We start from the raw sequence: 19,079 nt of genomic DNA, 5'->3' as shown, positions 1-19,079 counted from the left end.
CCGCTCACCGACGTCGCCGCAGCGGCACCGTCCACCCGGCCCGTCCCGCCGCCCCGCCGCGCAGGCGGAGCAGCCCGACGACCAGACCGGTGGCCAGCCCCGCCAGCCCCATCACGGTCGTCGACATCACCGCGAGCTCGGTCAGCCGCGGGCCCAGACCGACCAGCCGCCCGGTGCCGAGACTCCCCCGGGAGGCCGCGGCGACCACGGTGACCACGAGACCGGTGAGGACGCCGGCGAGCCCGCCGACCAGCGCGCTGAGGTCGAAGCGGGCGCCGCGGTGCCCCCGCACCACCCACAGCGCCGAGAGCGCCCCGGCGAGCGCGCCGCTGCCCAGCCACAGCCACTGGGTCCAGCCGCCGAGCCCCTCGGCCGGCAGCGCACCCAGCACCGGGAACCCCGGCAGCAGCCCGAGCTCGGTCACCGTCGGCGAGACCAGCGAGCCCTGCCCCACCGTGAACCCGGCACCGAGGGCGTAGCTGACGCCCCACAGCACCAGGTTGGGCAGGTAGGCCAGCTGGGCCAGCACGAGCACCACCAGCGACAGCAGCTCCGGGGTCGCCGAGCTGGTCAGCGCGCGGACCTGGTCGAAGCGCACCACCAGGGCGCACACCAGCAGCACCAGGCCGGTGGCCGCCATCGTCAGCAGACCGATCCCGACCGCCGGCGGAACGGGCCGCGCCCACCACGGCAGGTGCTGCAGCACGGGCAGCCCCAGGCCGCGCACCGCGCCCCACAGCGCGCTCGGCACGGCCACCAGCAGGCCACCCGCCAGGCAGCGGGCCAGCTGCTCGGGGCCGCCGACCACCGTGGTGGCCACGACCAGCGGGACGAGGTAGCCGACGGCGACCAGCGCCGCGACGCGGGCCGCCGTGGCGGTGGTCGCACCGGCCCGGTCCGCCCGCTGCCGGGCGGCGAACTGGCTGACGCCGGAGACCACCACGAGCTGCACCAGCGTGAGCCCCAGCGGGACCACCGTCCACGTCGTCGCGCCGAGCTCGGCCCGGCCCCCGTGGACGGAGAACCAGAACTGGGTCGCCACGGTCAGGGCCAGGCCCATCGACCCGGCCATGTCGGCCAGCCAGCCCAGCAGCACCAGGGCGGCGACGACCATCCACCCGACCACGCCGGCCGCGACCCCGCCGCCCGCGGCGGCCAACCACCAGGGCAGGACGACGGGGTGGTCGTCGTCCGGACCACGGCGGTCGCGGTCCGGCTCGGTCACGCTGAGGGCCAGCGGGAGGCGGTCGCGGAGGGTGCTGGTCGGTGGAGTCATGGCCCCGTCATGGTCCCCCGCCGAGGCGGGAGGACTCGCCTGACACGCCCGGACGGGCTAAAGTTTGGCGGCGCCGGTTGTGGGAGGGGTACGCTCGACGGTTTTGGCGGGGGAAGACGGGCCACGTACAGTTGGCTCCTTTGATCGAGTGGAAGGGTATGACGCGTGGCCGACCAGGACGCCGCGGGGCACCGTCCTCGAAGGGCACTGTTCTCGACCGACGACACCACCGTGGACGCCGACGGCGGGCAGCGTCCTCCTGCCCCGCCCAGCCGTGCCCGGCGCAGCGCCGACCCGTGGCCCGAGGACGACGACCACGACGGTCCGGCCGAGCCGCCCCGCAGCACCCCTGAGGCGCCGCGCAGCACGCCTGAGCCCGTGGCGATCCAGCCCGCCACCCCGCCGGCCCGCGACGTCCGCATCACCCCGGCCGGCTCCACCGGGCCCGCCTTCACCCCGCCCGGGAGCGGCAGCGAGGGCCTGAGCATGGCCCCGGCCGCCTGGGGCCGTCCCGGCCCGATGCCCACCGACCCGCGGCCCCACGCCCCCGAGCACCACCACGCGCAGCGCTCGGCCAGCTCGCCGCCGCCGATGTGGCAGGAGCCGCACCGCCACGTGGTCGACAGGCGGACCCGCACCGGGCTGCTGGTCTCGGCGCTCGCGCTGGTCGTGGTCGCCTGCCTGTCGGTGGGCTTCGCCGTGTGGGCCAACCAGCGTCCGCAGACCGCCGGCCAGGCGCCCACCACCGGCGCCCCCACGCCCTCCCCGACCCCCGTGCTGAGCGAGGCGTCGATGCTGACCGACGCCGACGCCCGCGCCATCGACGAGGACGCCGGCTGGAAGATCTCCCTCGACACCCAGGGCGTCACCCAGGACTCCCCGCAGGTGACGTGCATCGTCCGCGACGAGGCCGGCATGCCGATCCCGGAGATGACCCGGCTGCGCACGCTGACCACGGCGAACGAGTCGCGCACGGCGGCCCTGCACCAGGCCGACCTCTACCCCACCGCCGAGGACGCCCAGCGGGTGTACGAGGCGCGGCTCGGCCAGCTCGGCGGCTGCGCCAAGCAGCCCGTCTACCTCGACAGCGGCTGGGCACCGGCCGACCTGGGCAACCAGTCCGGTGGCGTGGTGGCCGTGGTGCAGGACGAGGTGGCGACGTTCCACTCGCTGCTGCTCGTCCGCACCGGTCGCATGGTCAACGTCATCGACGTGGCCCAGGAGCGCAAGGCGGTGCCCTACGCCGGGCTGGTGGAGGCGGCCGCGGAGGTCGTCAACAGCCAGTGCGGCAAGACCGGCGGCCGCTGCGCCACCGACGCGGAGTCCCGCGAGAGCATCCCGCCGCTGGGCACCGACCAGCCGGGCTTCCTCGCCGGCGTCGACATCCCGCGGATCACCCCCGCGGCCGGCGAGTGGGGCGGCACGCCCGTGGAGTCGGAGTTCGACGTCATCACCAGCCAGTGCGAGGGTCTGGACCCCGCCACGGTGAGCGGGCCGACCAGCCGCGCGAAGGTCACCTACCTGCTCAGCAACGACCCCGACGCCCCGCCGCAGTACGGCTTCGACGAGGTCGTGCTGACCATGGAGGACGCCGAGGCCGGGGCCGGGCTGCTGGAGCGCTTCGACGACTCGGTCCGGGAGTGCCCGGACAACCTGCGCACCGCCGACGTCTCGGAGCGGACGGCCATCGAGGGCAAGGTCGGCAAGGCCGAGATCCGCGGCAGCGCCTACACCGTCACCCAGACCGTGGACGACGAGCGGCTGCCCTTCCGGATCGCCCTGGTGACGATCGAGGAGAAGGTCGTCTACCTGCTGCTGCCGACCACCGAGGACTTCGACTTCACCGACGAGCAGTGGGCCGCGGTGGCCCAGCGCGCCGCCGAGCGGACGACCCAGGGCAGCTGAGGTCCCGCGCACCCGGGCCCCTGCCCCGGGGCGCGTCACCCGCCTGATCGCGCCACGCGCCCCCGGAGCACGAGACGGGCCGCACCCCGGAGGGTGCGGCCCGTCGCCGTTCGTGGTGGAGGTCAGCCCAGGCTGGCCATGATCTCGCGCATCAGCGCGGCGGTCTCGCTCGGCGTCTTGCCGACCTTGACCCCGGCGGCNNNCCCATCGTCTTGCCCTCGGGGGCGGTGAAGCCGGCCACGTAGCCGACGACCGGCTTGGTGACGTTGGCCTTGATGTAGTCGGCGGCCCGCTCCTCGGCGTCGCCGCCGATCTCGCCGATCATCACGATCGCGTCGGTGTCGGGGTCGTCCTGGAAGGCCTGCAGGCAGTCGATGTGGGTCGTCCCGATGACCGGGTCGCCGCCGATGCCGACGGCGGTCGAGATGCCGAAGTCCCGCAGCTCGTACATCATCTGGTAGGTCAGCGTGCCGGACTTCGAGACCAGGCCGATGCGGCCCGGCTTGGTGATGCTGGCCGGGATGATGCCGGCGTTGGAGGCGCCGGGGGTGATCAGGCCCGGGCAGTTGGGGCCGATGATGCGGGTCTTGCTCCCCTTGGCCAGGGTCCAGAACTCGGCGGTGTCCTTGACCGGGACGCCCTCGGTGATCACCACGGCCAGCGGGATCTCGGCCTCGATGGCCTCCACCGCGGCGGACTTGGTGAAGCGGGCCGGGACGAAGATCACCGACACGTCGGCCTGCGCCTGCTCCACGGCCTCGCGGACGGTGCCGAAGACGGGGACGGTGACGCCGCCCTCGAACTCGACCGTGGTGCCGGCCTTCTTGGGGTTGACCCCGCCGACGATGTTGGTGCCGGCCTTGAGCATGAGCTGGGTGTGCTTCATGCCCTCGGAGCCGGTCATGCCCTGGACGATGACCCGGGAGTCGGAATTCAGGAAGATTGCCATGTCAGTCGCTCCTCAGTTCGCAGCCAGCTCGGCAGCCCGGCGGGCCGCACCGTCCATCGTGTCGACCTGCTCCAGGCCCGGCAGGGCGGCCTCGGACAGGATCTGCCGGCCCAGCTCGGCGTTGTTGCCGTCCAGGCGGACGACCAGGGGCTTCACCTCGGCGCCGTGGGAGCGGAGGATCTCGAAGGCCTGCACGATGCCGTTGGCCACCGCGTCGCAGGCGGTGATGCCGCCGAACACGTTGACGAACACGCTCTTGACCTGGGCGTCGCCCAGGATGATCTCCAGCCCGTTGGCCATCACCTCGGCGCTGGCACCGCCGCCGATGTCGAGGAAGTTGGCCGGCTTGGGCGCACCCGGGAACTCCTCGCCGGCGTAGGCGACGACGTCCAGCGTGCTCATCACGAGCCCGGCGCCGTTGCCGATGATGCCCACCGAGCCGTCGAGCTTGACGTAGTTGAGGCCCTTCTCCTTGGCGGCCAGCTCGAGCGGGTCGGCGGCGGCCACGTCGTGCAGCTCGGCGTGCTCGGGGTGACGGAACTCCGCGTTCTCGTCCAGGGTCACCTTGCCGTCGAGGGCCACGATGGAGCCGTCGCCGGTCTTCACCAGCGGGTTGACCTCGACGAGGGTGGCGTCGCTGTCGACGTAGACCTTGCCCAGCGTGACCAGCACCTCGGCGATCTTGTCCCGGTCGGCCTCGGCGAACCCGGCGGCGGCGACGATCTCGTCGGCCTTGGCCCGGTCCAGACCCACCACGGGGTCGACGGCCACGCGGGCCAGCGCCTCGGGACGCTCCACGGCCAGCTGCTCGATGTCCATGCCGCCCTCGACGCTGCACATGGCCAGGTAGGAGCGGTTGGCGCGGTCCAGCAGCAGCGAGAAGTAGTACTCCTCGGCGATGTCGGCGCCCTCGGCGATCATCAGCTTGCGGACCACGTGGCCCTTGATGTCCAGACCCAGGATCTCCTCGGCGCGCTGCGCCGCCTCGGCCGGGCTCTTGGCGATCTTGACGCCGCCGGCCTTGCCTCGGCCGCCGGTCTTGACCTGGGCCTTCACCACCACGACGGGGGTGCCCAGCTCGGCAGCCGCCGCCTCGGCCTCCTCGGGGGTGGTGGCGGTGATGCCCCGCAGCACCGGTACCCCGTGCGCCTCGAACAGGTCGCGCGCCTGGTATTCGTAGAGATCCACGACGATTCCATCCTGATTCCGGGGACGGTGCGCCCCCTTGTCTGCCTCGATCGGTCGTCGGCGTCCGTGCGACCGGCGCCCGTAGCGGGATCGAACGGGCCTGACCCGCTCGTCGCCGCCGGGCCACGGTGCCCGGTAGCGCGGTGCGAGCCTAACGTTCCGACGGCGGCTCGAGCGAATGAGTCCACCACCACCACAGGTATCACGCCCGGGCGCGGGCCGGCCCCGCGGGGAGCCGGTCAGCCGGGGTGGCGGGTGCGGCAGTGGGCCTCCACCCAGGCGACGATCTCGGCCATGGTGGCGCCGGGGGTGAAGATCTGGGCGACCCCCGCCTCGGCCAGCGGCCCGCGGTCGGCCTCGGGGATGATGCCGCCGCCGAACACCACGATGTCCTCCGCCTCCTCCTCGCGCAGCAGCTCCACCACGCGGGGGAAGACGGTCATGTGCGCCCCCGACAGCACCGACAGCCCGATGGCGTCGGCGTCCTCGGCCAGAGCGGTGGCCACGATCTGCTCCGGCGTCTGGTGCAGACCGGTGTAGACGACCTCCATGCCGGCGTCGCGCAGCGCACGGGCGACGACCTTGGCGCCGCGGTCGTGGCCGTCCAGCCCGGGCTTGGCGACGACGACGCGGATCGGCGGCAGCGGACGCTCCTCCGCGGCCTGCGCGGGCTCCGGCGGCACGACGCTGTTCACGTCCTCACCCTACCCAGCGGTGCCGTCGACGGGGCCCTGCGGGTGAGCCTGCTCACACGCTTGCGATCCGTCCGGAGGGGTAGTTGGCGATGATCCTGAGAAATGCTAAGTTTCATCCTCAGTGAGGGTCGGTGAGTCGTTCCAACGTCTGTCCGGCACTCCGGGTTGTCGGGAACCCCGTGATGCCTGAAGTAGACGTCCGCGTTGAGGAGTAGTGCGTGTCCGTAGGAACGTTCCGCCGAGCCAAGGCTCGCAGGGCGCTCGTTGACGACGAGTCATCGCACTCCTCCTCGACCGTGAGCCCGCGCAGCATCCTCAGCCACGGTCTGGCCGCGCTGGCCATCTCGGTGCTGGGTCTCGGCGTGGCGGGCTCGGTCAGCCTCACCTCCGCCGCCCAGTCCACCCAGGTGGACGCCCGCGCCTCGCTGACCGCCGACAACCCCGACGTCACCCGCGCCGAGCCGGCCACCAAGGCCGCCGGCCTCAGCGTCGCCAACCAGGCGGCCGTCCAGCAGAGCCAGGCCTCCACCGAGGACCCCACCGGTGAGAGCGGCACGCTCGACTCCTTCAGCGGTCGCGATGCCCGCGAGACCCGCAACTCCGTCCGCGCCGAGCTCGACCGCGCGATCGCGGCCAAGCAGGTCGCCGAGCGCGCCAGCGAGCTGAGCAAGCTCGACGAGGAGGTCGTCACCAGCTCCCGCAAGGCGATCCAGGACGACCGCGCCAAGGAGCTCCAGGCCACCGGCCAGGAGATCGAGGAGGAGGACGAGCGGATCAAGGCCGAGGAGAAGCGCAAGGCCGAGGAGCGCAAGCGCAAGGCCGAGCAGGCCACCGGCACCCTCGTCTCCCCCCAGTCCGCCGCCCCCGCCGCCGAGGACTACGAGTTCGAGGGCGAGCTGGGCAAGGGCGGCGGCGCCGCGCCGATCGCCTCCGGCAGCTACTCGATCGCCGCCCGCTGGGGCGCCGTCGGCTCCTGGTCCCGCTACCACACCGGCATCGACCTCTCGGCCCCGATCGGCACCCCGATCCGCGCCGCCGCCGACGGCGTCGTGGTCTCCCCCGCTTCCGGCGCCGGCTGGGCCGGCGTGCACGTGGTGATCAAGCACGCCGACGGCAGCCACACCCTCTACGCCCACATGGCCAGCACCGCCGTCCAGCCCGGACAGCAGGTCAAGGCCGGCGACCTCGTCGGCGTGGTCGGCATGACCGGCCGCACCTTCGGCCCGCACCTCCACTTCGAGTGGTATCCGGCGGGCACCACTCCTGGGGACGTCTACTCGTCCAAGGATCCCTACGTCTGGATGCTGGCCCTCGGCGTGCGCCTCTGATCAGGTCCGTCGCTGGCCCGTAGCCAGATTGCACAGACACGGCCCCCGCCGATCAGGTGGGGGCCGTGGTGCGTCTCCGCCCGCTCCCCACCCGGCTCGGGCGGGGTCGGGCGGCTGTCGCCCCGGCGCCCCAGCGACACGGTGGAGGACGGCTCGTGCCGAGCGCACCCGGGCAGCAGCGGTGGCTCCAGCGGAGGGGTGTCGGGGTGTGGCGGGCGTTGGCGAACTCGTCCGAGGAACGAGGACGAGGCTCGCCGGGCGGGACACCCCTCCGCTGGAGTCACCGCGGACTCGACCGCAGGAGCCACCGCGGCGGGACCAGCCCCTCGGGCCCGGGCCCCTAGAGCTTCTCGAGCGGAGCGTGCTTCAGCGACAGCCGCTTGACCCCGACCGAGCCGAAGTCCACGTCGGCCTTGGTGGCGTCGCCGCTGCCGGAGGTGGCGATCACGGTGCCCATCCCGAAGGTGGTGTGCAGCACCCGGTCGCCGGCGTCCAGACACGGCACCGCACGCGGGGTGGGCCGGGCGCCGTAGCCGACGGTGCTGCGCCAGCGGCCCAACGAGCTGTCGGCCTCGTTGCGCCGGGTGGCCGAGGTGGTGGCCCAGCTGGCGACGGCGGCGCCGGTGCGGCGCCAGTCGATGAGGTGGTCCGGGATCTCCTCCAGGAACCGGCTGGGCGGGTTGTACTGCGGCGCACCCCAGGCGGTGCGGACCACGGCGCGGGAGACGTGCAGCCGCTTGCGGGCGCGGGTGATCCCCACGTAGGCCAGCCGGCGCTCCTCCTCCAGCTCGGAGCGGTCGGTCAGGGCGCGCTGGTGGGGGAAGACGCCGTCCTCGCAGCCGGTCAGGAACACCGTGTCGAACTCCAGACCCTTGGCGGTGTGCAGCGTCATCAGGGTGACCACGCCGCCGTCGCCGGCGTCGGGGATCTGGTCGGAGTCGGCCACCAGCGCGATCCGCTCCAGGAAGGCGGGCAGCGAGTCGTCGGGCTCGGGGGCGGCCTCGGCGAGCGCGTCCCCCAGCTCGCCCGCCTCGTCCTCCTCGCCGGTCCCGTCGTCGGCCGCCTCGGCCTGCAGCTCGGCCACGTCGGCGGTGATGTCCTGGGCGTGCGCGGCGGCGACGAACTCCGCCGCGACCGAGACGAGCTCGACGAGGTTCTCCAGCCGGGTCTCGTCCTGGGGGTCGGAGCTGTTCTGCAGCTCCTCCAGGTAGCCCGACTCGTGCAGGATCGAGCTGAGGATCTGGTCGGCCGGGACGCCGTCGGCGACCATCTGCTCGTGGGCGTCGAGCACCGCGGTGAAGCCGGCGATCTGCTTGGCCGAGCGGGTGGCCAGCCCCGGGGCCTCGTCGCTGCGCCGCAGCGCCTCGCCGAAGGGGATCTGCTCGCGCTCGGCCAGCTGCGCGATGGCCTCCTCGGCCCGGTCGCCGATGCCCCGCTTGGGGACGTTCAGCACCCGGCGCACCGACACGTCGTCGGCCCGGTTGGCGATGGCCCGCAGGTAGGAGATGGCGTCGCGGACCTCACGCCGCTCGTAGAAGCGGACGCCGCCGACGACCTTGTAGGGCAGCCCGACCCGGATGAACACGTCCTCGAACGCCCGTGACTGGGCGTTGGTGCGGTAGAAGACCGCGGTCTGGCCGGGCGTGGTCTCGCCGGCGTCGGTCAGCCGGTCGATCTCGCCGGCGACGAACTGCGCCTCGTCGTGCTCGGTGTCGGCGACGTAGCCGGTGATCAGCGCGCCGTCACCCGCGTCGGACCACAGCCGCTTGGCGGGCCGGTCCGGGTTGCGGACGATGACCGCGTTGGCCGCGTTGAGGATCGTCTGGGTGGAGCGGTAGTTCTGCTCCAGCAGGATCGTCTCCGCGCCGGGGAAGTCGCTGCCGAAGTCGAGGATGTTGCGGATGGTCGCCCCGCGGAAGGCGTAGATCGACTGGTCGGAGTCGCCGACGACCATCAGGCTCGGCGCCTCGATCGTCGGCCCGTCGGCCTCGACGTCCTCACCGCAGAGCTCGCGGACCAGCGCGTACTGGGCGTGGTTGGTGTCCTGGTACTCGTCGACCAGCACGTGGCGGAACCGGCGGCGGTACTGCTCGCGGACCTCGGGGAAGGCCTGCAGCAGGTGCACGGTGGTCATGATCAGGTCGTCGAAGTCGAGCGCGTTGGCGGCCCGCAGCCGCTGCTGGTAGCTGCGGTAGGCCTCGACGTAGGGCTCCTCGTTGGGCGAGGCGACCGCCGAGCCGGCCGACTCGTGGTCGACGAGCTCGTTCTTCAGGTTCGACACCCAGTTCATGACCCCGCGCACCGGGTAGCGCTTGGGGTCGAGCTCGAGGTCGCGGCAGACCAGCGTCATCAGCCGCTTGGCGTCGGTGTCGTCGTAGATGGAGAAGGTGCGGGTGTAGCCGAAGCGGCCGATCTCCTGGCGCAGGATCCGCACGCAGGCGGAGTGGAAGGTGGACACCCACATCAGCCGGGCGCGGTTGCCCACCAGGTCGGCCACCCGGTGGCGCATCTCGGCGGCGGCCCTGTTGGTGAAGGTGATGGCCAGCACGGACCCGGGGTGCACACGTCGCTGGCTGACCAGCCAGGCGATGCGCCGGGTGAGCACCCGGGTCTTGCCCGAGCCGGCTCCGGCCACCACCAGCACCGGCCCGCCCTCGTGGGTGACGGCCTGGCGCTGCGGCCCGTTCAGCCCCGCCAGCAGCTGCTCCTCGGTGGGAGCCGGCCGGCGTGCGGGCCGCTCGGCGGCGTCCTCGTCGAGGGCCTGCACCGGCGCCGGCGGGGGCGCGCTGACGGGCGGGAGGCTGGCGAACAGGTCTGGCTGGGTCATGACCCGTCCACCCTAGTCGCAGCCACCGACAGCGGCCTGCTCGCTACACTCCTGCCCATGCGGCTGCCCCGGTTCTCCCTTCGGCGGCTGCTGACGCGGGTGCTGCTCGCGGTCCTCTCGGTGCAGGGAGCGACGCTGGCGGCGCTGATGCTGATCGACCAGCGACGCAAGCGGCTCCGCGCCCCCGCCCGCTTCCCGAAGACCAAGCCGACCACGGTGCCGACCGGCGGCGGCGAGCTGACGGTCTTCACCTACGGCCAGGACCTCTACGACGACATGCTCGAGGGGATCCGCTCGGCCCGGCGCCGGGTCGTGCTGGTCACCTTCATCTGGAAGGCCGACCGCACCGGCCGGGCGTTCAAGAAGGCGCTGATCGAGGCGGCCGAGCGGGGCGTGGAGGTGTGCCTCGTCTACGACGAGTTCGCCAACCTGGTGGTGCCGCGGCCCTTCTTCCACTTCCCCGCCTCGGTCAACGTGGTGCGCCACCCGCTGGTCTGGAGCGGTGTGGGGCTGCTCAACCCCCGCAACCTGGGTCGGAACCACAACAAGCTGCTGGTGGTCGACTCCGAGGTGGCCTGGGTGGGCGGCTACAACATCGGCTCGCTCTACGCCACGGACTGGCGCGACACCCACGTCCGGGTCACCGGGCCGGTGGTCGCCGACCTGGAGGACGCCTTCGTCGACCACTGGAACCAGCTGCCGGGACGCCACCGGGCGCTGCCCGACGTGTCGACCCGGTCCTGGCACAGCTCGATCCGGGTGCACCGGAACGTGCCCCGGCAGGCGCTCTACCCGATCCGCGGGATGTACCTCGAGGCCATCGACCGCGCCGCCCACCACATCTGGCTCACCCACGCCTACTTCGTCCCCGACGACGACCTGGTGCGGGCGCTGCTCGGGGCCGCCCAGCGCGGGGTCGACGTCCGGCTGATCGTGCCCGACCAGTCGAACCACATCGTCGCCGACTGGTTGTCGCGCGGCTTCTACTCCCAGCTGCTCGCCGGCGGGGTGCGGCTGTTCCTGTACCAGGGCGCGATGGTGCACGCCAAGACCGCCACCATCGACGGGCAGTGGTCGACCATCGGCACCGCCAACCTCGACCGGCTCAGCCTGGCCGGCAACTACGAGACCAACATCGAGGTCACCGACGCCACCGTGGCGGCCAAGCTGGAGGAGGTGTTCGCGATGGACCTGTCCAACTGCCGCGAGCTCACCCTCGAGGAGTGGGTGCGGCGCCCGTTCATGGTGAAGTTCTCCGAGACGGTGCTGCGGCCCTACCGGCGCTTCCTCTGAACGAGGTCCGGGTGCTCACGCTCACCCGAGCACGGACACCGCGAGGTTGGCCAGCACCAGCCCGGTGATGAGGGCCCACAGCCCCTTGGGGATCGAGTCGAAACGGCGGTTCGCGACCACCAGCAGGGTGACCAGCAGCGTGAGGACCAGCTTCACCCCGAGCGTGAGGAGGTCCAGCTCCACGTCGGCGTACAGGTCCACCCCGACCAGCGCCAGCCCCGTCACCAGCTGGATGAGCGAGCCGTGCAGCATGGCGTCGTTGACGAGCGGCTCCCGGTCGCGCAGCTGCACGACCGCCCCTCCGAAGAGGGCACCGAAACCGACCAGGTGCAGCAGCAGCAGGATCTCGCGGGCCCAGGTCAGCGCGTCCATGCGCGGAGAGTAGCCGCTCCCCCGCCCCCTCGCCCGCTGCGCCTCACGCCCTCCCGGCAACTGCTCGGGAACGACCTCCCGCAGGCCCGGAACGGCGGGTTCCGGCGCCGTCCCCGACCACTTGCCGGCGGAGCCGGGAGGATGTCGCCGGGGCGGGACACGAAAAAGTGGCGGCTGATTGCAGTTTCAACTGCTCGCCGAGGGGTTACTGTCCAGGCATGACGATTCTTTTCTACGTGATCATCGGTCTCATCGCCGGTGCCATCGCCAAGGCGATCATGCCCGGCAAGCAGGGTGGCGGGATCATCGCCACCATCATCCTGGGGGTCGTCGGTGCGCTGGTGGGCGGGCTCATCGGCAACCTGATCTCTGGCAACGGCTTCGACTTCAGCCTCCAGGGCAACTGGTTCATCAGCCTCATCATCGCCATCCTCGGTTCGCTCCTCGTGCTCTTCATCTACGGGGCGGTCACCAAGCGTCGTCGGGTCTGACCCAAGGGCTCACGCTGCGCGACGAAGCCCCGCAGTCCACACCGGTGGACTGCGGGGCTTCGTGCGTCCGGTCTGACCAGCGGCCCGGACCAGCAGGCGGCTCAGACCAGCCGGCGGTCGGTGGCCCAGCGGGTGAGCTGGTGGCGGTTGGACAGCTGCAGCTTGCGCAGCACGGAGCTGACGTGGGTCTCGACGGTCTTGATCGAGATGAACAGCTCCTTGGCCACCTCCTTGTAGGCGTAGCCGCGGGCGATCAGCCGCAGCACCTCGCGCTCGCGGACGGAGAGCCGGTCCAGGTCCTCGTCCACGCTGGCGATGTCGATGGCGCCGGAGAACGCGTCCAGCACGAACCCCGCCAGCCGGGGGGAGAACACCGCGTCGCCCTCGGCGACCCGGCGGATGGCGGCGATGAGCTCCTCGCCGTCGATCGACTTGGTGACGTAGCCGCGGGCGCCGGCGCGGATGACCCCGATGACGTCCTCGGCCGCGTCGGAGACCGACAGCGCGAGGAATCGCTGGTCGGGGTTCACGGCCAGCACCTGCTTGAGCACCTCGACCCCGCCCCCGCCAGGCAGGTGGACGTCGAGCAGGACGACGTCCGGACGGGTGGCGGTGATCGCCGCCACGGCCGTGGGGACGTCCTGCCCCTCCCCCACGACCTGCACCGCCCGGCCGATCTCGGACTTCACCCCGGTGCGGAACATCGCGTGGTCGTCCACCACCACGACCCGCAGCGGGCGGGCGGGGTTGGCCGTCGCCGGTGGGGCGCTCTGGGGGCTGAGGGGGCGCTGAGGCTCGGTCATCGTCGTCTCTCCAGTCGTACTTCGGTCCCGGTCTCGGGGTCCGACGTGATGGTGGCGGTGCCGCCGTGGCGTCGCACCCGGTCCATGATGCTGCCCCTGACGCCCAGCCGGTCCTCGGCAATCGCGTCGAGGTCGAAACCGCGGCCCCGGTCGCGCACGAAGACCTCGACCAGGTCCTCGCCGGCCTCGCCGAAGACGTCGATGCGGTCGGCGCCGGAGTGCTTGGCCGCGTTCACCATCGCCTCGCGGGCCGCCTGCACCAGCGCCTGCAGGTCGGGGTCGAGGGGGCAGTCGCCGACCATGACGACCTCGACCGGCACGCCGCGCTCGTCCTCGACCTCCGCAGCGGCCGTGGTCAGCGCGGCCCGCAGGGTGGACTCCTCGACGGCGTCCCCGTACAGCCAGCCGCGCAGCTCGCGCTCCTGCCGGCGGGCCAGCCCCTGCACGGCGCGCGGGTCGTCGGCCTGCCGCTGGATCAGCGCCAGCGTCTGCAGCACCGAGTCGTGCAGGTGGGCGGCCATGTCGGCGCGGGCGTCGGCGCGGACCCGCTGCTCGCGGGCCTCGTTGAGCGCACGGCGGCCGCGGTAGAGCCACGGCGCCGCGGCCACCACCACACCGGCCACCGCCAGCAGCACCATCAGCAGCACCGCGGGCACCTGGTTGACCCCGATCTGGGAGGCCAGCACGAGCCCGAACGCCAGCGCCACCAGCGCGAGCCCGACCACCAGGCGCAGGATCGCCTGCCACCCGGTGCGGGCCAGGAAGGGCGCCACCAGCGGGTGGGTGCTGTCGCGGCCGCCGGCTGCGTCGCGCGGGGCGGGGGTGTCGGCCTGCCGCCAGATCAGCGCCAGCCCGGCGCAGGCCACCGCCAGCGGCCAGAAGACCTGGGAGGAGAAGCCGAACCCGGTGACCTGCGACAGCCACAGCATCCCCGCGCCGATCGCGACCAGGGCGACCAGCACCCCGCGGTCGCGGCTGCGGGCCGAGGGGTCGGCACCGCGCAGCCCGCGCCGGGTGGCGGACTCCAGGCCGAGGGCCCGCACGGTCTCGGCCCGCGGAAGGGTGAGCCAGAGGATGGCGTAGACGACCACGCCGACGAACTGGGCCAGGGCCAGCGCGACGAAACCGACCCGGAGCACGGTCACCGACCAGCCGAGGTGCTGGGCCAGCCCGGCGCAGACGCCGCCGACCAGCCGTCCCTCCAGCACCCGGGTGGCGCGGGGACGACCGGCGGCGGGCGCGACCTCGTCGGCGCGGCGGGCGACCTCGGGCGCGACCGTGGGAGTCGGCACCGGCGCAGCTGGCGTCTCGGTGCCGACCCCGGTGGGGCCCGCCTCGGTGGTTCCCGTCGGGGCGGGGCGCTGGTCGGTCATGGTGCTCCCAGCCTCACACGTCTCGGCGTCGCGGACCACGGGGATGACCCTGTGCCGCCCCCGATCCCGCGGGGCGGGCCGTGGGTCAGCCCGCCCGTGCCCCGCTCAGCGCTCCCGGCGGGCGAGCAGCAGAAGCGCCACCACCACGGCGTCGACGGCGAGGAAGACCCCGCCGGCGGCCTCGTCGTACACCGCGACCTTGACCACCGTGAGCACGACACCCAGGGCGACGGCCAGGAGTCCCACGGTGATGCGGCGTGCCGGGCGGATGCCAGGGGCGAGGGCGAACACGAGCTTGAGCGCGATCGTCGTGAGCGTCAGGGCGACGACCGGGACGTCGACGAGGGGACCGATCCAGACGGCCTCTTCCCTGGCCAACCCGAGGAAGAAGATCGCCCCGGCGAGCTGGACCGCGCCGACGAGGCCGGCGAGCACGCGTGCCGCGACGAGGGTCCGGGGCTGTCGGGCCGTCGCGGGGACGGCCGTGGTCGTGGTCATGGTGGTGTCCTTTCGTGGGTGCTGGTGCCCCTGAGGTGCTGACGCTCGAACGCTAGGCGGGACGGGTCGGCGTCCACATGGCGTCAGAGGCTGAGATCGGGCTCATCCCACGGGTTGAGGACGGCTGGGGCCGCGCGGGCCTACGCTCGGGCGTGTGGCGATCCGGGACGGCCTGGCCCGCGGGCTGCGACGCGATGACGCGCTGCTCGCCGTCGTCTTCCTCGCGGTCAGCCTGGTCCAGGTGCTGCTGCAGCCGGTCGAGGTGCTGTGGCTCCCCGGCAGCCGGTGGTTCGGCCCGCTGCTGGTGGTCGTGTCCGTGCTGCCGCTGGCATGGCGACGTTCCCGGCCGGTGGCCGCGGCCCTCGCGGGGGCCGCGTTGTGGTGGGTACCGACGGACGGCTTCCTCTACCTGGGCTACGTCACGGCCATCCTGCTCCTCTTCGCCGTCGGGCGCTGGGGAGGCGGCGGTCGCCCGGCTGTCGCGGCCGTCGGCTGGGCGCTGCTCAGCGGCACGAGCGGCATCGTGGCCATCGAGCAGGCGCACGACCGTCTCGTCCCGCTGGTGTTCGACGTCGACCTCCGAGAGCACCTGGCCGCGCTCCGGCTGCCCGGCTCCGACGCCCTCCTCAGCGCGGCGGGGTTCTGGGTCGTGATCCTGGTCCCCTACGCCGTGGGTCGGTTGATGGCAGCCCAGCAGAGGGTCTCCGACGAGCGCGTCGTGGCCGAGCGCGAGGCGGCACGACGCAGCGCCGTGGAGCAGGAGAGAGCGCGGATCGTCCGCGAGCTGCACGACGTCGTGGGCCACGAGGTCACCTTGATGTCCATCCAGTCGGAGGCGGCCGCCCAGGCGCTCCGGCACGCGCCGGAGCGCGCGGCCCAGCCGGTCGAGGCGGTCCGGGAGACGGCCCACCGCGCGAGCCGGGAGCTGCGGGCGATCCTCGACCTGCTCGGCGACGGCGAGCTGCCGGTGGTCCCCGACGAGCGCGGCCTGCAGGAGCTGGCCGACCGGGCGGCCCGTCTGGGCATCGCCAACCGCCTGAGCGTGGTCGGCGACCCGTGGAGCGACGCCCCCCGCCACTGGCTCGCGGTCAACCGCATCGTCCAGGAGTGCCTGACGAACGCCGGCAGGCACGCTCCCGGGGAGGAGGTGGACCTCCGGCTGGAGTGGTCGCCGGCAGGGGTCTCGGTGCGGGCGAGCAACCCCGTCCCGGCGCCGGCACCAGGCGGCTCCCCCCATCTCGGGCGCGGCGTACCCGGCATGCAGGAGCGGGCCCGTTCCCTCGGCGGCACCCTGGAGGTGGGGCACGTCGCCGGCCACTTCGTGGTGACGGCCTGGCTCCCGGCCGAGGAGGGCCGCCGGTGACCCGCGTCCTCGTCGCCGACGACCAGGAGCTGGTGCGCGGTGGGCTCCGCATGATCCTGGAGCTGGCGGGGATCGAGGTCGTCGGTGAGGCGGGGGACGGAGCCCGGGCGGCTGAGCTGGCGGAGCAGCTGCTTCCCGAGGTCGTGCTCATGGACGTGCGCATGCCGGGCACCGACGGCATCGAGGGGACCCGGCGCATCGTGGCCGCCGGACTGCCGTGCCGCGTGGTGATCCTGACGACCTTCGACCTGGACCAGCACGTCTACGACGCGCTGGTCGCGGGAGCGGCGGGGTTCCTGCTCAAGGACGCCTCCGCCGACCGCCTCGTCGCCGCGGTCGAGCAGACCGCAGCGGGTGAGGCCCCCATGGCACCGCAGGTGCTGTCCCGTCTCATCGACCGGTTCGTGGGACGGACGGCCCCGGACGCGCCGGCGCCGGCGGGCGTGCAGGCACTGAGCCCCCGGGAGCGGGAGGTCCTCACCCTGATGGCCACCGGGATGACGAACACCGAGATCGCCGAGCGGCTCGTGGTCTCCCTCGCCACGGTCAAGACCCACGTCCGCAACGTGCTCGCGAAGCTCGAGGCACGCGACCGCGTGCAGGCGGTGCTCCTCGCCCACCGCTACGGGCTGTCCGCACCCGTACGCTGAACCGCCGGCTCGCGCGAGAGGTCCACGAGTCCCGCGCCGAGCGGCGTCACCGGACCCGAGTGCAGCCAGGGTCGGGAATGGGTGCCTTCCCCGATGGTGGGCCGGTACCGGCGCGACGACGATGGAGCCATGGATGAGCTGTGGAGCCTGCGCCGCGGGCCCGACGTCAAGATCGCCGGGGTCTGCGGCGCCCTGGCCGAGCGCTGGCAGGTCGACCCGCTGGTCGTGCGCATCGCGGCCGTCGTCCTCGGTCTCAGCGCCGGGGTCGGCGTCGTGCTGTACGCCTTCGTGTGGGCGCTGACCCCGGCGGTGGACCAGGACGAGTCGCCCGTGCAGCACCACGCTCCGAAGCTGGCCGAGCAGAGCCGCGAGTTCTGGGTGGCCGCCGCCGTGGTCGCCACCGTGGTGGTGGCCTTCACGATCGGGTCGATGGCGCCGCTCGGGCTGATGCCGGCGCTGGTCGTGCTGGCCGTCTGGTACTTCGGGTTCCGCCGGCCGCAGCAGCAGGCCCGCCGCGACGCCCCGGTCGAGCTGCCGGACAGCCACACCGTCCAGCACGACCCCTTCGTCGGACCGCCCACGCCGTTCACGGTGGCCGCCCGCGAGTGGCAGCAGACCGTGCTGCAGCACCGCTCCGGCGCGGCCGCCGGGCAGCCCGGACCCGTACCGCCCACGCGGCCTCCCGCCGCCCCGCCGCGCCCGAGCTGGGCCGCGGCCCCCGCGCCGACGGCGCCCTCCGCCGGTGCGCCGACCTCGGGGCTGCGCTACCGGCTGGACGAGCCGGCGCCGGGCAGCGACGCCCTCTCCGACCACACCGCCTCCATCCGCTCCTACCTCAACGTGGCCGACCCGGCGGGTCTGTACGCACCGCCCAGCGAGCCACCCGCCGCGCGCCCCGCGGCCCGCCGCAACCCGGCCGTCCGCAACGGCTTCTGGGCGGGGCTGCTGGTCGCCGTCGGCGTCGTGGCCGCGGTCGACCTGTGGACGTCGCTGCCGGTGGGTGTCACCACGTACCTGGCGGCGTCGCTGCTGGTGGCCGCGCTCTCCCTGGTCGCCGCCGCCTTCCTCGGACGCTTCCGCGGACAGGCCCTGCTGAGCTGGCTGCTGCTGGGCGCTACCGCGGTCTCGGCGGTGCCGCAGACCGTCCCGGCCGCGGTGGACTGGCACAGCCCCACGTACCGCTACGCCTCGCTGGCCGAGCTGCCGCCCTCCGACCACCTGGAGGTCGGCTCGCTGACCGTCGACCTGAGCCAGCTCGACGTCACCACCCCCACCACCTACCGCGTCAGCGCGGAGGCCGGGCGGATCGAGCTCCGGCTGCCTCCCGGCGAGCACGTCGAGGTCCGCAGCACCGTCGAGGTCGGCAGCGTGGTGGTCGACGGCCACCAGGTGCACGGCACCGACCTCGCCCAGACCCACGTCTTCGGTCCGGGCCAGGACCCCCTGCTCGTGGTCGAGGCCGGCGTCGAGGCCGGCTCGGTCGAGGTGGTGACGAGCCGATGAGCCGCACCCCCGCCCGGACCCGGCACCGGGTCGACGTCGCACCGCTGATGCTCGGTCTGCTGATGCTGCCGCTGTCGTTGCTGGCGCTGTGGATCTCCTTCGGGCTGCAGGTGGCCTGGGGAGACCTGGCGGTGGCCGCACCCGTGGGCCTGATCACGCTGGGCGTCCTCGGCCTGGTGCTCTCCCGCAACTCCTCCTGACCCTCCGACCGACCGAAAGGCACACCGATGACCACCACCCAGCCCCGGCAGCTCCACCGCAGCCGCGACCAGCGCATCGTCGCCGGCGTCTGCGGCGGCGTGGCGGACTACCTCAACATGGACCCGACCCTGGTGCGCGTCGTCTTCGTGGCGCTGACCCTCGTGACGGGCGGCGCGGTGGGCCTGATCGCCTACCTCGTCGGCGCCCTGGTCGTCCCCGAGGAGCCCCTGGCCGACCCGGGGCAGCTCACCTCGCCCGGCAGCCCGTGGACCGCGCCGGCGACTCACCAGGACGCCCCGGCCGCCTCCGCCGAGGAGCCCGGCGACCTGCGCTGAGCCCGTCCACGGGCCGGGCGCTCACTCCC

The 19,079-nt window shown here is 73.3% G+C and carries 17 protein-coding genes and 1 pseudogene; 9 read left to right on the top strand and 9 right to left on the bottom strand.

Features of this window, described 5'->3' with window-relative positions; all coding sequences use genetic code 11:
* Window positions 1-4: 4 nt before the first annotated feature.
* A complete protein-coding gene (locus tag GC722_RS10190) occupies window positions 5-1,276 on the bottom strand; it encodes a cell division protein PerM (protein ID WP_156609956.1) in 1,272 nt (423 codons plus the stop codon).
* A 165-nt stretch (window positions 1,277-1,441) separates the two neighbouring features.
* Between GC722_RS10190 and GC722_RS10185 the strand changes: the two genes are divergently transcribed.
* Window positions 1,442-3,181, top strand: a complete 1,740-nt coding sequence (locus GC722_RS10185) for a hypothetical protein (RefSeq protein ID WP_156609955.1) — start codon at window positions 1,442-1,444, stop codon at window positions 3,179-3,181.
* Window positions 3,182-3,303: 122 nt separating this feature from the next.
* On the opposite strand, the pseudogene sucD reads toward GC722_RS10185, so the two are convergent.
* The 3 genes and pseudogenes from sucD to GC722_RS10170 form a co-directional block, all read right to left on the bottom strand.
* Window positions 3,304-4,130 (bottom strand): annotated as a pseudogene (gene sucD / locus GC722_RS10180) (succinate--CoA ligase subunit alpha).
* 12 nt (window positions 4,131-4,142) lie between these two features.
* On the bottom strand, window positions 4,143-5,318 hold the full coding sequence (gene sucC, locus GC722_RS10175) for an ADP-forming succinate--CoA ligase subunit beta (RefSeq protein ID WP_331714658.1): 1,176 nt from the start codon (window positions 5,316-5,318) through the stop codon (window positions 4,143-4,145).
* A gap of 239 nt (window positions 5,319-5,557) precedes the next feature.
* Window positions 5,558-6,013 carry a cobalamin B12-binding domain-containing protein gene (locus tag GC722_RS10170; RefSeq protein WP_331714657.1) on the bottom strand — a complete coding sequence of 152 codons (456 nt, stop codon included), beginning with the start codon at window positions 6,011-6,013 and terminating at the stop codon, window positions 5,558-5,560.
* Between the two features lie 296 nt (window positions 6,014-6,309).
* Here GC722_RS10170 and GC722_RS19250 point away from each other — a divergent pair, with 296 nt between their 5' ends.
* Window positions 6,310-7,341 carry a M23 family metallopeptidase gene (locus GC722_RS19250; RefSeq protein ID WP_156609954.1) on the top strand — a complete coding sequence of 344 codons (1,032 nt, stop codon included), beginning with the start codon at window positions 6,310-6,312 and terminating at the stop codon, window positions 7,339-7,341.
* A gap of 340 nt (window positions 7,342-7,681) precedes the next feature.
* On the opposite strand, the gene GC722_RS10160 is transcribed toward GC722_RS19250, so the two are convergent.
* Window positions 7,682-10,168, bottom strand: coding sequence for a UvrD-helicase domain-containing protein (locus GC722_RS10160; protein ID WP_156609953.1), 2,487 nt, complete (start codon window positions 10,166-10,168; stop codon window positions 7,682-7,684).
* A 57-nt stretch (window positions 10,169-10,225) separates the two neighbouring features.
* Here GC722_RS10160 and GC722_RS10155 point away from each other — a divergent pair, with 57 nt between their 5' ends.
* Window positions 10,226-11,461, top strand: coding sequence for a phospholipase D-like domain-containing protein (locus tag GC722_RS10155; protein ID WP_156609952.1), 1,236 nt, complete (start codon window positions 10,226-10,228; stop codon window positions 11,459-11,461).
* Between the two features lie 21 nt (window positions 11,462-11,482).
* Here the strand turns inward: GC722_RS10155 and GC722_RS10150 are convergent, their stop codons facing one another.
* Window positions 11,483-11,833: a hypothetical protein gene (locus tag GC722_RS10150; protein ID WP_156609951.1), complete on the bottom strand. Its 351-nt coding sequence runs from the start codon at window positions 11,831-11,833 to the stop codon at window positions 11,483-11,485.
* Between the two features lie 218 nt (window positions 11,834-12,051).
* Between GC722_RS10150 and GC722_RS10145 the strand changes: the two genes are divergently transcribed.
* A complete protein-coding gene (locus GC722_RS10145; protein WP_156609950.1) occupies window positions 12,052-12,324 on the top strand; it encodes a GlsB/YeaQ/YmgE family stress response membrane protein in 273 nt (90 codons plus the stop codon).
* Window positions 12,325-12,425: 101 nt separating this feature from the next.
* Here GC722_RS10145 and GC722_RS10140 read toward each other — a convergent pair whose 3' ends face one another.
* The 3 genes from GC722_RS10140 to GC722_RS10130 form a co-directional block, all read right to left on the bottom strand.
* Complete coding sequence (locus GC722_RS10140) at window positions 12,426-13,028, bottom strand: LuxR C-terminal-related transcriptional regulator (protein WP_231747720.1); 603 nt, start codon at window positions 13,026-13,028, stop codon at window positions 12,426-12,428.
* 95 nt (window positions 13,029-13,123) lie between these two features.
* Entirely contained in the window at window positions 13,124-14,500 is a 1,377-nt protein-coding gene (locus GC722_RS10135) for an ATP-binding protein (protein ID WP_156609948.1), read from the bottom strand.
* Between the two features lie 105 nt (window positions 14,501-14,605).
* Window positions 14,606-14,998: a hypothetical protein gene (locus tag GC722_RS10130; RefSeq protein ID WP_156609947.1), complete on the bottom strand. Its 393-nt coding sequence runs from the start codon at window positions 14,996-14,998 to the stop codon at window positions 14,606-14,608.
* Window positions 14,999-15,152: 154 nt separating this feature from the next.
* Here GC722_RS10130 and GC722_RS19245 point away from each other — a divergent pair, with 154 nt between their 5' ends.
* From GC722_RS19245 to GC722_RS10105, 5 genes are all read left to right on the top strand, one after another.
* Window positions 15,153-16,361 (top strand): sensor histidine kinase, encoded by a 1,209-nt coding sequence (locus GC722_RS19245; RefSeq protein WP_156609946.1) that lies wholly within the window; start codon window positions 15,153-15,155, stop codon window positions 16,359-16,361.
* Complete coding sequence (locus tag GC722_RS10120) at window positions 16,358-17,011, top strand: response regulator transcription factor (RefSeq protein ID WP_331714656.1); 654 nt, start codon at window positions 16,358-16,360, stop codon at window positions 17,009-17,011. Before GC722_RS19245 ends, GC722_RS10120 begins: the two co-directional genes overlap by 4 nt.
* A 129-nt stretch (window positions 17,012-17,140) precedes the next feature.
* On the top strand, window positions 17,141-18,514 hold the full coding sequence (locus GC722_RS10115) for a PspC domain-containing protein (RefSeq protein ID WP_197429982.1): 1,374 nt from the start codon (window positions 17,141-17,143) through the stop codon (window positions 18,512-18,514).
* Window positions 18,511-18,714 (top strand): hypothetical protein, encoded by a 204-nt coding sequence (locus GC722_RS10110; RefSeq protein ID WP_156609944.1) that lies wholly within the window; start codon window positions 18,511-18,513, stop codon window positions 18,712-18,714. Before GC722_RS10115 ends, GC722_RS10110 begins: the two co-directional genes overlap by 4 nt.
* Before the next feature lie 27 nt (window positions 18,715-18,741).
* Window positions 18,742-19,050, top strand: coding sequence for a PspC domain-containing protein (locus tag GC722_RS10105; RefSeq protein ID WP_156609943.1), 309 nt, complete (start codon window positions 18,742-18,744; stop codon window positions 19,048-19,050).
* Window positions 19,051-19,079 lie beyond the last annotated feature (29 nt).

The organism is Auraticoccus cholistanensis (assembly GCF_009742705.1).
Taxonomy (GTDB): Bacteria; Actinomycetota; Actinomycetes; order Propionibacteriales; family Propionibacteriaceae; genus Auraticoccus; species Auraticoccus cholistanensis.
The sequence above is the reverse complement of the archived record's forward strand: the minus strand, read 5'-3'. Positions and strand labels throughout refer to the sequence as shown.

Coding starts and splice junctions, on each gene's coding strand:
- GC722_RS10190 (WP_156609956.1), bottom strand. CDS start 1,276: ATGACTCCACCGACCAGCACCCTCCGCGACCGCCTCCCGCTGGCCCTC.
- GC722_RS10160 (WP_156609953.1), bottom strand. CDS start 10,168: ATGACCCAGCCAGACCTGTTCGCCAGCCTCCCGCCCGTCAGCGCGCCC.
- GC722_RS10155 (WP_156609952.1), top strand. CDS start 10,226: ATGCGGCTGCCCCGGTTCTCCCTTCGGCGGCTGCTGACGCGGGTGCTG.
- GC722_RS10150 (WP_156609951.1), bottom strand. CDS start 11,833: ATGGACGCGCTGACCTGGGCCCGCGAGATCCTGCTGCTGCTGCACCTG.
- GC722_RS10145 (WP_156609950.1), top strand. CDS start 12,052: ATGACGATTCTTTTCTACGTGATCATCGGTCTCATCGCCGGTGCCATC.
- GC722_RS10140 (WP_231747720.1), bottom strand. CDS start 13,028: ATGTTCCGCACCGGGGTGAAGTCCGAGATCGGCCGGGCGGTGCAGGTC.
- GC722_RS10135 (WP_156609948.1), bottom strand. CDS start 14,500: ATGACCGACCAGCGCCCCGCCCCGACGGGAACCACCGAGGCGGGCCCC.
- GC722_RS10130 (WP_156609947.1), bottom strand. CDS start 14,998: ATGACCACGACCACGGCCGTCCCCGCGACGGCCCGACAGCCCCGGACC.
- GC722_RS10115 (WP_197429982.1), top strand. CDS start 17,141: ATGGATGAGCTGTGGAGCCTGCGCCGCGGGCCCGACGTCAAGATCGCC.
- GC722_RS10110 (WP_156609944.1), top strand. CDS start 18,511: ATGAGCCGCACCCCCGCCCGGACCCGGCACCGGGTCGACGTCGCACCG.
- GC722_RS10105 (WP_156609943.1), top strand. CDS start 18,742: ATGACCACCACCCAGCCCCGGCAGCTCCACCGCAGCCGCGACCAGCGC.